The organism is Gymnodinialimonas sp. 202GB13-11, from assembly GCF_040932485.1.
In the GTDB taxonomy this organism is placed as follows: Bacteria; Pseudomonadota; Alphaproteobacteria; order Rhodobacterales; family Rhodobacteraceae; genus Gymnodinialimonas; species Gymnodinialimonas hymeniacidonis.
The window spans coordinates 3952433-3966967 of record NZ_JBFRBH010000001.1 but is presented as its reverse complement, the minus strand read 5'-3'; the positions used below and the strand labels follow the sequence as shown (position 1 = coordinate 3966967).

The following is a 14535-nucleotide window of genomic DNA, read 5'->3' as shown; positions in this document are numbered from 1 at the left end:
GACCCATGGCTTTGATTTCGACACGTTCGCTTCTCTCCCGCCTTATCCTTGGCGCGACCCTCAGCTTCGGGGCGCAGGCCGGTCTGGCACAGGTCACGGTGGACCCCGCCGCAACCGGCGGTCTGAACGTGAACACGGCGCCGAACGGGGTGCCGCTCATCGACATTGCGACGCCAAACGCGGGCGGGCTGTCCCACAACCTCTATGGGGAATTTAACGTCGGGTCCGAGGGCCTGATCCTGAACAACCAGAACGGCACTTTCGGCAACAGCCAATTGGGCGGCGTGGTCCCCGGCAACCCGAACCTGACCGGTGTGGCACCGGCGCGTGTGATCCTGAACGAAGTGGCCGGCACCAATAGGTCCGAGCTTGGCGGCGTGATCGAAGTGGCCGGTCAGTCGGCAGATGTGATCGTGGCCAACCCCAATGGCATCACCTGCAATGGCTGTGGGTTCATTCGCACGCCCCGTGCCGTGCTCACCACGGGCACACCCGATGTCAACGGCGGCACGCTGCAAGGCTTCACGGTCAACGGCGGCGACATCCTAATCGGCGCAAACGGCGCAGATCTGAGCGATGTCAGGCTGTTCGACATTATCTCGCGTCAGGTGACGTTCGAGGGCGCGGTTGCAGGCGGCGATGAGGTCCGCGTTGCAGCAGGCCGGAACGCCTTTGCCTATGACAGCGGCGCAGTGACAGCTTTGGCCGATGATGGCAGCACCGGGCCTGCCTTCGGCATCGACAGCACAGCCGTCGGTGGCCTCTACGCGGGTCGCATTACGCTCTTGTCGACCGAAGCTGGCGTCGCCGTGCGCGCGCCGCGCGAAATGGCGGCAAGCGCAGGCGGCATGACGCTGACCGCAGATGGCCGTTTGGTCATTGGCCGCGCGCAGGCCACCGGGCCTGTCACTGTGCGCTCTGCGGCACCTGTGGTGGTGCAAACCTCCCTGTTTTCGGGCGACGCGATCACCCTCGAAGGGGTATCGGCCGAACTGGCGAACAACGCGACCGTAGCGGCGGAAGGCGATCTGACTGTCACGACCAGTGGCGGTCTGACGCTAGGCAGTGGCGCTTTGGCGGCTGCGGGCATGGACAGTGCCGGCACGCTTGGCACCTCCGGCGACCTCACTTTCAGCGGCAGTGGCGCGTTGAACGCAACGGGCGCGCGTATCGCCGCTGCGGGTGACGCCGATCTCAGCTTCAGCACGATGACGCTGAACCAATCCGGCGGCGCAGAAGCCCTTACCATTATGGGTGATCTGGCGCTCGACACCGCGGCGCTCACAGCCAACGGCGCGAGCGCCATGATCGGCGGCGATTTTGACCTTACCAGCCCCGGCGCCCTTGCGATCACAGGTGGCGATTACGCCATCGGCGGCGATCTAATGGCCACCGGCACAACGCTGAACACATCGGCGGACTTTGACGTAGCAGGCGCCGCGACGCTTGAAGCAACATCCGGCGCGCTGACCAATTCCGGCGACCTGGATACAGGCGGCGCACTTGCCCTGACCGCCAGCGGCGCCATGACCAATTCCGGCGATATTCGCGGCGGCGCCACCGGCGATCTGTCCGCGGGTGGCAATTTCAACAACACCGGCTCCATCGTCATGGCAGGCGCGCTTAGCGTTGAGGGCGCGAACATCACCAATTCCGATGCGTTGGGCTCGTCCGATGGCGATGTGAACCTCACCACCATTGGCGACATCACCAATAGTGGGCTGATCTACGCTGGTCAGAACCTCACGATGCGCCTGGATGGCGCGTTTGAGAACCTTATGGCGGATATCATCGCCGAAGGTGGCATCACCATTCGCGGCGAAAGCGGCGCGCGGGCGGCCTCTGTCCTGAACCGCTCTGCCCAGATCGAGGCGATCACCGGCGCGATCCTGATCGCGGCCACAAGCGTAGAGAACAGTCAAACAGCGCCGACCGTCATCACCGAAACCGAAACCACGGTGCGCGAAGGCACCAACCTTGCGGATTTCCCGGGCGGCCTGAACCGTTCAAACACCACGCGGTTTGTCGAAACGACCGAAACAACCCGCATGGTGGTCCAGCCAGGAACAGACGCGCCTGCCGCAATTCTCGCAGGCGGCGATCTGACCATCAATGCAAACACGATCCTGAACAACTACAGCCAGATTGCAGCAGGCGGCGACATGACGCTAAACGCTGGAACGGTCACGAACACCGGTCTGGACCTCATCGAAACGAACATCAGCACGACCGTCACGCACTATCGGGTCCGTGTTTGCACGCTTCGCATTCTGGGCTTCTGCCTTAATCGCTCCTGGCGCGACCGCTCGGCCACGGGCGTTCCAATCACAACAACCGCAACCACAGGCGCGGTGTTCTCGACAATTCAGGCAGGTGGCACTCTGACCGCCACCGTCACCGGCTATCTCGGCAACAATGCTGTCCGCGATGGCGTGGCTCAGGTCGGCCTCAGCTCAGGAGGCCGCGCCCTGTCGGCCCCGCCGCTGATCGGCTCCGTGAACCCCAACGCGATCCTCAACCGCTCGGCCTTGTTCACGCCCACGCAAAACCCCAACGCGCCGTTCCTCATTGAGACGCGCGATGAATTCATCGACGTCAGCCGCTTCCTGTCGTCGGACTACTTCCTGCAACAGATCGGTGGCTATGACGCCAACATCACGCAGCGTCGCTTTGGCGATGCCTATGTCGAAGCGCGCCTGATCCAGGAACAGCTTTTCGCCCTTACAGGCCGACGCGCCGCAGACGATCCCGATGAATTGCGCGATCTGATGGCGCGCATGTACGACAACGCCGTCGACGCCGCTGAAGGCCTGCAACTCACCCCCGGCGTCGCGCTCAGCCCTGAACAAGTCGCCGCCCTGACCGAGAACATCATCTGGCTGGAAGAGCAGATCATCGATGGTCAGGCCGTTTTGGTCCCCGTCGTCTACCTCGGCGCAAATGGGGCCGAAGGGATTTCGCTCGCCGGCGCACAGATCGCAGCAGCCGATGTCGACATCGACTCAGGCACTGTGGCCAACACAGGTGCCATCACCGCCGAACAGGATCTTGAGATCGCAACGGATACTGACCTGATCAATATCGGTGGCCAGATCGAAGCGGGCGGCGACGCCGCATTGGACGTGGAAGGTCGCCTCGCAAACGTCTCCGGCCAGATCAACGCTGGTGGCGACATCGACGTCGATGCGGGCGAGTTGGAAAACTCCACCGCCCTGATCCGCGACGAGTCCGGCAATGGCTTCGCCGACCGCGTCCAGCAGATCGGTGAAATCGCCGCGGGCAGCGATCTCGACATCGACGTCGAAGGCGATCTGTCGTCGGAAGGCGGCCAATTCACTGCCGGTGGCGATGCAACCCTCGACGCAGGCGGCGACGTGGCCATCGGCGCGCTTATGGTTGAAACCAGCCGCGAAGACGAATTCGGCAATGGCTCCGATAGCGGCTTCACGCGCGATGCGGAATTGGCCGGCGTCACTGCTGGCGGCGATCTGGAGATCAATGCCGGTGAAGACCTGACCATCGCCGGGGCCGATATTGAGGCAGGCGGTGACGCCGCGCTGACGGCCGAAGGCGATGTGACCATCTCCTCCGTCCAGGAGGTCGAACAGGAAGACGTCGTCTGGGATATCAATGGTGGCGGCCTCTTCGGCGTCGACACCGACATCCGCGAACAGGATCAAGAGGTCACGACCGAACAAACCACGATAAGCGCAGGCGGCAACCTGACGATTGCATCCGGCGAAGGCGACGTAACGCTGGAAGCTCCCGCACTCGAAAGTGGTGGAGAAACGGTGATCGCCGCAGAGGAAGGCACCGTTTCAATCCTGACGACCGAGGACAGCGCCTTCACCCGCGACGAATTCCGCGAAGAAGACCTGCTGTGGTGGAACGAAGAAGATGAAGGCAGCTCGGAAATCTCGCGCACCTTCACCACTATCGAAGCGGGCGGTGGCCTGCAGATCATCTCAGGCGGCGACATCGTTGTCGACTACGTGGCTACGGGTGATTTCAACGAAGGCATCGCCCAATTGGCCGCGGCCCCTGGGCTTGAGTGGATGGCCGACCTCGCCGAGCTAGAAGACGGCGTCTACTGGCAAGCCGCCGAGACGGCGTTCGAGGAATGGGATTATGAGAGCCAAGGCCTGACGGAGGCCGGCGCACTGCTGGTGACGACAATCGTGTCGTTCGCCACGTCTGGCCTCACTGCCGGTTGGGCTGAGTCCATCACACAAGGCTTGGGTTTTGCAACGGGAGGGGCTGCCGAAGCGGCCATCCAGGCCGGTCTTAGGAACCTCGTCAGCACCGCTTCCGTCTCTCTGGTGAACAACGGCGGCGATATCGGCGCAGTGCTGGAAGAACTAGCCTCCGGTGACAGCTTCCGTGGCCTGATCACGGCCATGGTCTCAGCGGGTCTGGGTTCCCATCTAGTGGACGCGGCCGCGCTTTCTGGACCGCTCGGAGAGGGTGCAACGTTCACCGAAGTCGCGATCCGCGATCTGCAGGCGGATTTGATCCGTGCGACCGTCAATGCTGGCGTCAGCACGGCCATCAATGGCGGTGACTTCGGCGAGGCGCTGTTCGACAGCTGGACCAATGCGATGGTGATGAGCGGTCTTTCGATCGTTCAAAACGAAATCGGGGATATCGTCAGCGAGGCGGGCCTTGAAGAAGGCTCCTTCCCCCACGTTATCGCGCACGCCGTGGCCGGCGGTCTAGCAGCCGAACTCTTGGGTGAGGATTTCGCCGACGGTGCCCTGGGTGCAGCGGTTGCGGCATTGTCAGGCGAGCTTATCGGAAACACCAATCTTTCGGCAGAACGCCAGGCCGAACTGACAGGCCTTATCGCAACGGCCGCTGTGCTGATCGCCAATGACGGCAACGCCGGCGGTGCAAGCCTTGCGGGCGCCATCGCGACATCGCTGGACGAGAACAACCGCCAGCTCCACACGCGCGAAATTCAGGCGCTTGAAGCTTATGCACAATCGCTCGACGGCGTAGACGGAAAAACCGCAGAAGAATGGTTGCAGGAACTGACACTGCAGGCCATGCGCAACGTGGATAACCGCGCGGCAAACCAGATCGCAGATAACCCGGACGCTCAGGTTCATATCGATATCCTGATCGCGCAAAATGGCGAAACCTTCACAAACGGTCTTGGCGGCCTGATGGGTTTCCTGAACGAAACCAACCCCGAGCTGCGCCGCAATACTCTGGCAAACCTCGATCACGTTGTTGCCAACCGCGAGTTCTACGATGCCGCGCTCAGCGATTGGGCGCCACGGCAATTCGACGGATTGCAGGGTATCCTCTCTGCGACCGACATCATCCTTTTAGATTCAGTGCGGTTTGCACCCTACGAAACTGTAGATCGTTTGGTTCCGGAGGAGTTGTCAGACCTACCGGCAGAAGTCCGGCGCGCGGCTGGTACATTGCAAGTCATGGGCCTTCTGCAGGAACTAACGGATGTCCACGCTCGCCTCATTGCAGCTCAGGATGAGGTGTTTGCGTCAGGAAACGATCAAGCCATTGATGCGTTTCTCACAGCCCAAAATGAACTTGAGCGGGACATCCTAGAGGGTGCCTACCTCGTAACCCAACAACTGCGCACCGGTATGATCCGGGGTGCCGCTGGCGAAGTCGTTGGCGGGTTCTCAGCCATGCTTCTGTTCGGCGCGGACCAAGCTTCGATGCTTGTCGGCGCAGGTGAGCTTACCGGTGCTGCAGACCGCAATTCGGCACGCATGGAGGCGTTTGTTCAACTCATCGAGAATTTCGATGAGCTGCCCGCAAATGTACAGGCTGGCCTCGCCTCCCGCGCGGAAGCCATGGAAACCGCCATGGCGGAGGGCCGTTTTGAAGATGCCGGAGAAATCCTGGGCGAATTCAACGTCTACGCCGCGAGTGCCGCGACTGGAACGGTCGGCTTGACCGCTGGCTCGGCAAACCTTCTGCGTCGCCTTGGCGATCTGGGGGGGGTTCCATCGGTTGGCCGAAACGGAAGTACAATCGGCAGCGTTGACGACGCAAACTTTGCCCAAACCAGCATTCGCTCTGACCGCGAGTTTAGCCCGGACGGCCAGCAGATCTATTCGGACTTGGCCGGATATGAAATTGTTACAGTTGATGATTTGGCAACAGCAATTCTAAACGGAGACGTCAGCCCGTCCGATATCCCAGTCGACTACGTGGATTTGAACGGCGTGCGTCTCATACTCAACACGAGAACGTCGACGGCTCTTCAAAACGCCGGGGTCCCGCGAAGTGAATGGTACGGCACCCAAAGGACCGGTGAGGTCGCTTATACCAACGATAACGGCGTGGACGTCACTTTCGATGAATTGGCGACGAATCAACTCAACAACAACGACCTTCCTGACACTGGCTCTCCAACTCTTCCAACAGGGGAATGAAGTTGCCCAGTGAAATCATCCATGACCTCAAGCCACTCATGCCCGGGCATGGGGAAAACAAGGTATCTGTTGCCTCGGATGGTCGGAAAGCCACGGTCGTGGTTTCCTTCGATGCGGAGGGCGGCGGCCAACGCACCGCAACACTCACCTTTGATCGGGTTTGCTTCGTTTCGACCTCTTCTTTCCCGGGCCCAGCTTCAATTGCGCCAGGCACTTACGAGGCGGATTTTGTAAGTGGGGCTGTGATTAAGGCGGAAAACTCTGATCTTTCTGCCAGTTGGGTCGCCCATTGGGCCAAAAGCGGCCTTACCCGAGACTGCAACCACTACGTGATGTTCTGGACGTCGGAGAACAAAGTCGTGCACATCGTGGCGGCGTCGGTTCAGCTTTCCTGAATGCTCTCCGGCGGCACGAATTTCGTCAACCAAACCCCGTTCTCCGCGCGATAGAAGGCGTGCCCCTGATCATGCAGCGCGCGCGCCTGAACCGTCAGGACGACCACCTTTCCGTGACGCTTTCCCACGCTTGTTGCCGTCGCAACATCGGGTGACAGATGAACAAACTGCCGGCTTCGCGGCAAAAGGCCCTCGGCCTTGATCTGCTCCAGAAACCGTGTGGCTGTCCCATGGTACAACACGTCCGGCGGCTCGACGGGCTCTAGCCCTAGATTGACTTCAATCGAATGCCCCTGATTGGCCCGGATGGACAGGCCATCGTCGGACACTGCAAAACGCTTCTTGTCATTGGTCTTCACCACAGACTCAAGCTGCGCACGCGTGATCTCGATATCTGCCTTCTGCAAAAGCTCATCGATATCCGCCCAACCTTCGGGATCCAGCGACAGGCCAATCGCATCGGGTTTGTGCCGCAGCACAAAGCTGAGGAATTTGCTGATCTTGGCGAGTTGGGCGTCCATTCCGCGCTCGTAGCATCCGCATCTCTTCTTGGCCATCGCATCCGATTGTATTGGACGTCACCGTACGATCTTGCCACCGTCCCCCCATGACCCACCAAGACCACCCCACTGTCTGGATCCCCCTGTCCGACGGCACCCGCCTCGCCGCCCGCATTTGGCGGCCTGAGACAAACACACCCGTCCCCGCGATCCTCGAATTCCTCCCCTACCGTCGCCGCGATGTGACGGCGCCGCGGGACGAGGCCACCTACCCTGCCCTCGCCGCGCAGGGCTTTGCGGGCGTCCGCGTCGACCTGCGCGGCACCGGCGACAGCGACGGGCATTTCGACGACGAATACTCCGAAACCGAACTCTCCGATGCAGAGGCCACGATCGCCTGGATCGCGCAGCAGCCATGGTGCAACGGCCATGTCGGCATGATGGGGATCAGCTGGGGCGGGTTCAACGCCCTGCAAGTCGCCGCGCGCCAGCCGCCTGCCCTGAAGGCCGTGATCTCCATCGCCTCCACCGTGGATCGCTTCGCCGACGACATCCACACCAAGGGCGGCGCGCAGATGGGGACCAATCTCTACTGGGCCACGCAAATGCTGGGGCGTGCCGCAGTGCCGCCGGATGCCGCTGTGGTTGGGTCAGGTTGGCGCGCGCAATGGCTGGACCGTCTAGAAAACATGCCTTCGCTCGCGTTCAAGTGGATCGCTCATCAACGCCGCGATGACTACTGGCAGCACGGCTCAATCTGTGAGGATTTCAGCGCCATCGAGGTGCCTGCCCTGATGATCGCGGGTTGGGCCGATGGTTACCGCAACACGCCTTGGAAAGCGCGCGAAGGGCTTGGCGACAAGGCACGTAGCGTGACCGGCCCTTGGGTGCACCTCTATCCCCATTTCGCGGTGCCCGGCCCTCGCATGGACTTTGTGGCTGAGGCCGCATCTTGGTTCGGGCAACACCTGCGCGGCGATGAAGCGCCGGATTTGCCCGCGCACCGCATGTTCTTGTCCGAGGGTGTGCGCCCCGATGCGCCCCGCGATGCAGAACCCGGACGCTGGATTGAGATTGATCAGACGCAAGAAACCGCAACTGTTCTCCGCCTTTCTCCCGGCATGCTAGGGCCAGAGACGACCACCGAAACCGCAACGCTACGCTCACCCCTCGATACGGGCGTCGACGGCGGCGCGTTCTTCACCCAAGGCGGCGATACGGACCTGCCCGCCGATCAGCGCGCCGATGATGGGCGGAGCCTCTGCTTTGAGACGGAGGCGCTCTCGGACCCACTCGACATCATCGGAACACCCGTTCTTCGCCTGCCTATCGCCTTTGACGCCCCGCAGGGCAACCTGATTGCCAGGCTGGTGGACGTGCACCCAGACGGCTGCGCGCACCGGATCACCATGGGCGTGTTGAACCTGTCGCACCGCCACGGCAGCGCAGACCCTCAGCCGATGACGCCGGGCCAATCCGAAGACATCACCCTGACGCTCGACGCAACTGCTTACCGCCTCCTGCCCGGCCATAAATTGCGGCTCGCGCTCTCGACGGCCTATTTCCCGCTGATCTTGCCGCCACCCACCGATGTGACGGCCCAAATCGATCTCGCCCAAGCTGCCCTGCATCTGCCAAGCGCGCCCTACCGCGATTGCGACGTAGCCGAACCGCCCGCTGGCGACCCACGGCCTGACTATCCGCGCCAAACTCCGGCAGAAGACAGTCGGACCACGCAGTTCAACCGCACCACCGGCCAAACGACTATCGTGCAGTCGTCCACAACGGGCGTGCGCTCCCATCCTGAACACGGCCTCACGTTTGAGGACACGCACAAAGCACGCTGGTCGATCACGCGCGGCGATCCGCTCAGCCTTGAAGCCCATGAGGAGACCTCTGCCCTGCGTATCCGTGACGGCATCGCAACCGAAGTCATCGCCACGGGCCGCCTGCGCGCCACCGCCACCCATTGGATAGTCGAGGCACGGCTGGCCGCAAAAGAGAACGACAAGCTGATCTTTGAACGCAATTGGTCCGAACATATCCCGAGGGATCATGTCTAAGCCGCGCATCGCCATCGCCGGGTTTCAGCACGAAACCAACAGCTTCAGCCACCTCTCAGCCGACCTGCCCGAGTTCGAAATGGCCGATAGCTGGCCACCCTTCCTGCGCGGCGAGGAAGTCATCACTCAAACCCACGGTATGAACCTGCCCATCGCCGGGTTTGTCGCCGCCGCCGAGGCCAATCTGCATCCGATCCTGTGGTGTGCGGCGGAACCCTCCGGCCCTGTGACCGACCGCGCCTTCGATAACATCTGCGCCGAAATCCTCGATAGCATCCCCGCAGATATCGACGCCCTCTACCTCGACCTGCACGGCGCGATGATTGCCGAAGGCATACCCGACGGCGAAGACGAGCTTCTGCGCCGCATTCGCACGCAGGTCGGCCCCAATCTGCCCATCGTCATCAGCCTCGATCTGCACGCCAATGTCTCACCCGAGCTGGTCGAACATGCCTCTGCCATCACGATGTACCGGACCTATCCGCATCTCGACATGGCCGACGCTGGCGCGCGAGCTTACCGGGCGCTCACCCAAATTTTGCAGGGGCATGGCCCTGCCAAGGCGTTCCGTCAAATACCTTATATCATCCCCATGCACGCCCAGTTCACTGGCGCGACACCGGCCGGGCCACTCTATGCGGCCGTCGCCGCATACGACGCCACCGGACAATGGGCCGAGTTCGCAACTGGGTTCAGCGGAGGCGATTGTCCCTCGACCGGAGCGTCCGTCATCGCATACGCGCCAAGTCAGACCGATGCCGACCGGATCGCAGACGATCTCTTCGCGCAGGTCATTGCCGCGGAGACTGAGTTCAACCAACCCCTCCCTTCACCCGCAGAAGCGGTGCAACGCGCGATGTCGCTACCGACGGGAAAACCTGTGGTTTTGGCGGATGTGCAGGACAATCCCGGCGGCGGCGGCTCATCCGATACCACCGGTCTGTTACGCGCCCTTGTCTCGGAGCGCGCCCAAAACGCGATGCACGGCGTGCTGCACGACCCGCAAGCGGCAACTATAGCGCATAAGGCAGGTGTAGGGGCAGAACTAACCCTCGGCCTAGGCGGAAAGTCTGGGCAATTCGGTGATGAACCGTTTGAGACTACATGCACTGTCGCGGCCCTGAGTGACGGCGAGGTCGTCTACGAGGGCGCGATGTACGGCGGCGGCACCGCCCAAATCGGGCCGACGGCTTTACTTCATCTGACCGAAGGCGGCGCGGACGTGAAGGTTGTTGTCAGTTCGGTGCGCAATCAATGCCTCGACCTCGCTTACTTTCGCCATATCGGCCTGACCCCCGAAAAGGCGCGGATCATTGCGGTTAAAAGCACCGTGCACTTTCGCGCCGATTTTGACCCGATTGCACGGGCCACCATCCCGGTCGCCAGCCCCGGCGCACTTGGCTGCCTCCTGACAGAAGTCCCTTACAAACACCTTCGAAAAGGGGTTCGGATCGGCCCAAATGGTCCGCCTGCATGAGTCCAACCGGGCGCGAAGTTGCGGCCAAAACCCCATAAACGGGTTGAATACATAATATTTGCAGTCAGAATGAAACCATAACGCGAGCGCCCACATGGCGGATCGCCTGAAAAATGAAACAGGGAGACGACAATGACTCAACTGACAGATTTTGCCAGTCCCAGCCGCCGTGGCGTGCTGAAAGGGGCCACGGCAATCGGTGCTGCTGCACTGGTGACACCATGGGGCACACCGTTGCGCGCACAGCCCGTCCAAGGCGGCACACTTCGCGTGGGCATGGCCCACGGCTCAACGACGGATGCGCTTGATCCCGGTTCGTGGGAAGCGGACTTCATGATCTTCCAGGCGCATACGCGTAACAACTACCTGACCGAAATCGCCGCTGACGGCTCCCTCGTGCCTGAACTGGCTGAAAGCTGGGAAGCCTCGGCAGATGCCGCAACCTGGACCTTCACGATCCGCTCGGGCGTTGAATTCCATTCGGGTCATATCCTGACCGCGGAAGACGTGATTGCATCGATCAACCACCACCGTGGCGAAGACAGCACCTCTGCCGCTGCGCCCATCGTGGCAGACATCGTCGACATGACAGCTGATGGGATGAACGTGGTCGTGACCCTTTCGGCCGGCAATGCGGACTTCCCGTTCGTTCTCTCCGACTATCACCTGCCCATTCTGCCCGCGCAGGCTGACGGCACGATCGACCCGAATACGCAGGATGGCTGCGGCCCCTTCGCGATCGAGGAAATCGAGTTTGGCGTTGGCGCGCGGTACGTCCGCCACGAAGGCTATTGGAAAGAGGGCCTGCCCTATTTCGACGCGATCGAGCAGATCGTGATCTTCGACGATGCGGCCCGTCAGAACGCCCTGATCTCGGGCGAGGTCGACTATATCGACACCGCTGATCTCAACACCGTGCACCTGCTGGAACGTGCGCCGGGGATCGAGGTTCTGTCCGTTACTGGCACGCAGCACTACGGCCTGCCGATGGACACGCGCGCCGCACCCTTTGACGACGTGAACGTGCGCCTTGCACTGAAGTACGGCATCAACCGGCAGCAGTTGGTTGACACGATCCTCAACGGCTACGGCTCCCTCGGCAACGACCACCCGATCGGCCCGGGCCAGCGCTTCTTCAACACCGAGCTTGAGCAGCGTGAATATGATCCCGACCGTGTGCAGTTCCATCTGCGTGAAGCGGGCATGGAAAGCCTCGATGTGGACATCCACTTGGCTGATGCGGCCTTTGCCGGCGCTCTTGACGCTGGCGTTCTCTACGCCGAGTCCGCCTCTGCCGGTGGCATCAACCTCAACGTGGTGCGCGAACCTAACGATGGCTACTGGTCCAACGTCTGGATGCAGAAGCCTTTTGCAGGCACATACTGGGGTGGTCGTCCGACCGAAGACTGGATGTTCGCCACCGCCTACGCGGAAGGCGTGCCGTGGAACGAGACCTACTGGTCGAACGAGCGCTTTAACGAACTGCTGGTCTCGGCGCGCGCGGAGCTCGACGAAGACATCCGTCGCGAGCAGTATTTCGAGATGCAGCAGATCGTCTCCGACGAAGGCGGGATCATCATCCCGATGTTCGCGGCTTATGTGGGCGCCTACAGCGATCGTCTGGCGCATCCCGAGCAGATCGCGTCGAACTGGCGCAATGACGGACACCGGATCGGCGAACGCTGGTGGTTTGCCTCCTGATCTGAGCTTCGACACCCCGGGCCGCACATGTGGCCCGGGGTTTTCTTCACCCGATGGGCGCGGGGGACAGCGCCACCAAAGGGGACCCCATGTCACATATTCTGACGATGATCGCACAGCGTCTGGCCCTTGGCCTTGTGACGCTGTTCGTCGTGTCACTTATCATCTTTCTCGGCACAGAACTTTTGCCCGGCGATTTCGCGCAAGAGATCCTTGGCCAATCGGCCACGCCGGAGACCGTCGCCGCCCTGCGCGAGCAACTGGGTCTGAACGACCCGATGCACATTCGCTATATGGGCTGGCTGACGGATATCCTGCGGGGCGATTTCGGCGAAAGCCTTGCAAACGGCCAATCTGTAGCCGACCTGATTGGACGCAGGCTTGGCAACACACTTCGGCTGGCCCTCTATGCCGCTGCCATCGCTGTGCCGCTGTCCCTGATCCTCGGCATCCTAGCTGCTCTGTTCCGCAATTCGTTCTTCGACCGGTTCGTGAACGCCTCGGCCCTGTCGTCCATCAGTTTCCCCGAATTCTTCGTGGCTTACATCCTAATTTTCCTTCTGGCTGGCGCAGGCGGCGCCTTTCCGTCGATGGCGAATTTCCGGGGTACGCCCGAATTCGGAGATTTCCTCTACCGCGCGTTCCTACCCGCTCTGACGCTGACGCTGGTAGTCACCGCACACATGATGCGCATGACCCGCGCGGCAATCATCAACCTATTGGCGAGCCCCTATATCGAGATGGCGCGCCTGAAGGGCATGAAGCCGATGCGGATCATCGTGAAGCACGCCCTGCCCAACGCGCTTGCGCCCATTATCAACGTGATCGCGCTGAACCTCGCCTACCTGATCACCGGTGTGGTCGTGGTCGAGGTCGTGTTCGTTTATCCCGGTCTCGGCCAGTTGATGGTCGATAGCGTGGCCGCGCGGGACATGCCGGTGGTGCAAGGCGTCGCCCTGATCTTCGCTGCGGCTTACGTGCTGCTAAACCTCACCGCGGATGTGTTGGCGACCTTGTCCAACCCCCGCCTCGTGCACCGTCGCTGAGGGAGGGCTGGATATGGGTTTTCTAACCGGACTTCTCTGGCTCGCCGTCGCCATCGTTGCCGCCATGGCCTCAGGCTGGGTCTTTCGCACCGCCGCCGTTGCAGTCACGCCGCGTGGCATTTCAAAGGAGCTCAAAACGGCTCCTCTGACGGCCAGCTTCGGCATGTTCATGATCCTGTGCTACATCTTCGTGGCTTTCTTCGCGCCGCTCATCGCGCCGTTCTCGGAAACGGAGGTCGTGGGACCGGAATTCCTGTTCGCAGGTGACAACCCCGAGTTCCTTCTGGGTACCGACAATCTGGGCCGCGATATGCTGTCTCGCATGATCTACGCGGCGCGGAATACGGTGGGTATCGCGTTCGTTACAACCGCCCTTGCATTCATCATCGGCTCCGTCCTTGGCCTTTTGGCGGCGGTTGTCGGTGGTTGGCTGGATCAGCTTCTGAGCCGGACGGTGGATGTCCTTATGGCAATCCCCGCACTAATCTTCGCGCTTCTATTGCTGACCATCGTGGGCACGTCGATCATCAACATGATCATCGTGATCGCCCTTATCGACAGCACCCGCGTCTTCCGACTGGCACGTGCGGTCGCGATGAACATCGTGGTGATGGATTACGTGGAAGCAGCGAAGCTGCGTGGCGAAGGCCTGTGGCGGCTGATCACACGGGAGATCCTGCCGAACGCCATGGCCCCGCTTGTGGCTGAGTTCGGTCTGCGGTTCTGCTTCGTGTTCCTCACAATCTCGGCCTTGTCATTCCTGGGCCTCGGCATCCAGCCACCGACGGCAGACTGGGGCGCCATGGTGAAAGACACCGCGACCATGATCACGTTCGGCAACGTCACGCCACTTCTGCCCGCCGCCGCGATTGCGCTGCTGACAGTCAGCGTGAACTTCGTGGTCGATTGGCAGCTGCACCGCGCCAGCGGATTGAAGGAGTAA

General features: G+C 61.5%; 8 protein-coding genes. 7 read left to right on the top strand and 1 reads right to left on the bottom strand.

The features are described 5' to 3' along the window. Positions 1 to 5 precede the first annotated feature (5 nt). Both V8J81_RS20240 and V8J81_RS20235 read left to right on the top strand, forming a co-directional pair. Positions 6 to 6410 carry a two-partner secretion domain-containing protein gene (locus V8J81_RS20240; RefSeq protein ID WP_368477547.1) on the top strand — a complete coding sequence of 2135 codons (6405 nt, stop codon included), beginning with the start codon at positions 6 to 8 and terminating at the stop codon, positions 6408 to 6410. Continuing rightward, positions 6407 to 6805 carry a hypothetical protein gene (locus V8J81_RS20235; RefSeq protein WP_368477546.1) on the top strand — a complete coding sequence of 133 codons (399 nt, stop codon included), beginning with the start codon at positions 6407 to 6409 and terminating at the stop codon, positions 6803 to 6805. Before V8J81_RS20240 ends, V8J81_RS20235 begins: the two co-directional genes overlap by 4 nt. Here the strand turns inward: V8J81_RS20235 and V8J81_RS20230 are convergent. Continuing rightward, positions 6793 to 7326: an RNA 2'-phosphotransferase gene (locus V8J81_RS20230; RefSeq protein WP_368477545.1), complete on the bottom strand. Its 534-nt coding sequence runs from the start codon at positions 7324 to 7326 to the stop codon at positions 6793 to 6795. The two genes, V8J81_RS20235 and V8J81_RS20230, sit on opposite strands and share 13 nt — an antisense overlap. Positions 7327 to 7412: 86 nt before the next feature. Between V8J81_RS20230 and V8J81_RS20225 the strand changes: the two genes are divergently transcribed. The 5 genes from V8J81_RS20225 to V8J81_RS20205 all read left to right on the top strand — a co-directional run bounded on the left by V8J81_RS20225 (position 7413) and on the right by V8J81_RS20205 (position 14535). After that, entirely contained in the window at positions 7413 to 9368 is a 1956-nt protein-coding gene (locus tag V8J81_RS20225; RefSeq protein ID WP_368477544.1) for a CocE/NonD family hydrolase, read from the top strand. Next, positions 9361 to 10845 carry a M81 family metallopeptidase gene (locus V8J81_RS20220; protein WP_368477543.1) on the top strand — a complete coding sequence of 495 codons (1485 nt, stop codon included), beginning with the start codon at positions 9361 to 9363 and terminating at the stop codon, positions 10843 to 10845. The genes V8J81_RS20225 and V8J81_RS20220 overlap by 8 nt, the downstream gene beginning before the upstream one ends. 132 nt (positions 10846 to 10977) lie before the next feature. After that, positions 10978 to 12546 (top strand): ABC transporter substrate-binding protein, encoded by a 1569-nt coding sequence (locus V8J81_RS20215; protein ID WP_368477542.1) that lies wholly within the window; start codon positions 10978 to 10980, stop codon positions 12544 to 12546. Positions 12547 to 12635: 89 nt separating this feature from the next. Further along, positions 12636 to 13592, top strand: a complete 957-nt coding sequence (locus tag V8J81_RS20210; protein WP_368477541.1) for an ABC transporter permease — start codon at positions 12636 to 12638, stop codon at positions 13590 to 13592. Between the two features lie 13 nt (positions 13593 to 13605). Further along, positions 13606 to 14535 (top strand): ABC transporter permease, encoded by a 930-nt coding sequence (locus V8J81_RS20205; protein ID WP_368477540.1) that lies wholly within the window; start codon positions 13606 to 13608, stop codon positions 14533 to 14535.